Origin of the sequence: Tenacibaculum bernardetii (assembly GCF_029125915.1) — a bacterium.
Lineage (GTDB): Bacteria > Bacteroidota > Bacteroidia > Flavobacteriales > Flavobacteriaceae > Polaribacter > Polaribacter bernardetii.
Map to the genome: position 1 here is coordinate 1 of NZ_JAQJCU010000036.1, position 1,307 is coordinate 1,307.

The 1,307-nt window shown below is 30.6% G+C and carries 1 protein-coding gene; it reads right to left on the minus strand.

What is annotated here, in order from left to right; all coding sequences use genetic code 11:
* Window positions 1-117: 117 nt before the first annotated feature.
* The gene (locus P2G10_RS12725) at window positions 118-1,086 is read right to left on the minus strand and encodes an IS110 family RNA-guided transposase (RefSeq protein ID WP_275316974.1); all 969 of its coding nucleotides are present in this window, start codon (window positions 1,084-1,086) and stop codon (window positions 118-120) included.
* Window positions 1,087-1,307 lie beyond the last annotated feature (221 nt).

The following is a 1,307-nucleotide window of genomic DNA, read 5'->3' on the forward strand; positions in this document are numbered from 1 at the left end:
AACAAAGAACTGAGGTAAAAAACAAACCTTTTCTTTATTAAATTTACACAATAATATTCTAGACTCAAAATGCTATTACTTGGTATTTTAAGTTTTTATTTCCTGTATAATAACTACTTATTTAGCTAATACCGAAATATACTTTTCATCATAAGGTAAACCCGATTTTGCAATAGCAAAACTTTGTTTTATTAACTTATTTGAAACAGCTATTAATGCTAGTTTTTTACTCTTTCCTTTGTTTACAATACGCTCATAAATATCTTTACATGCCTTATTATGTTTGCAGGCATTAAAGGAACACAAAAACAAAAGATTACGTAACTTTCTATTACCAACTTTACTAATCCTACTTCGACCTCTTACACTACTGCCAGACTCTCGTATTATAGGTGTTATACCAACATAACTACAAAGTTGTTTTGAGTTTTCAAACTTGGTAAAACCATCGGTAATTACTAGCATAAATAAGGCGGTTTTAAGTCCGATCCCTGGAATACTGGTTAATAAGGTTAACTGTACCTGCTGCTCTTGTTTTACCAAAGACAGCAACCTTTCTTCAATTCCTTTTAACTCTTTATCTAAATGTTTTTTATCTCTTTTCAAAGAACGATAAACCCATTTTGAAGGAATGCCTAAAACTTCTTCTCCATGTATTTTATTCTTGGTTGCTGTGCGTTTCTTGATAAAACTATCCATTAAACGAAACAATTGCAAGCATTCACTTTGTACATCTGTAAGAGCTGTATATAAAGGAACCTCATTTATTTGTCCATATTCGCAAATGGCTTTGGCATCACTTTTATCTGTTTTTACTTTAGATAATTTCATCTGAATGAAACGCTTTACCGATAAAGGATTCACTACCGAAACTAAAATACCTTGTTTAAATAAAAACTGAGCTAGCCGATAATGATAATAACCCGTAGCTTCCATTATAACTAATGATTCTTTAGGAAGGTTTTTTAGAAAGACCTTAAAACCAGAGGCATCATTTTTAAATTGATCATGGCCGCTTTTACTTCCATGAACATCAAATACATCTTTACTTATGTCAACTCCAAAAATTTCCTTATATTTATTCATAAGAACTGTTTTATGAAAGAATAAGCTACTTGACTCACAACAACTTGAAATCGAGATCTAGGTCTCACAGAACTGAACGTGATTGTTAGTAGAAAAGAGAGAGGATTATCAATGTTGTCGAAGTCAATACTTCACCGTATATATTAACCTTAATTCTCTCTTTTATTCTTTCTGATTTATATCTCTTAAATTTAACCTTTTTATTAAATTGCTAACTTAAG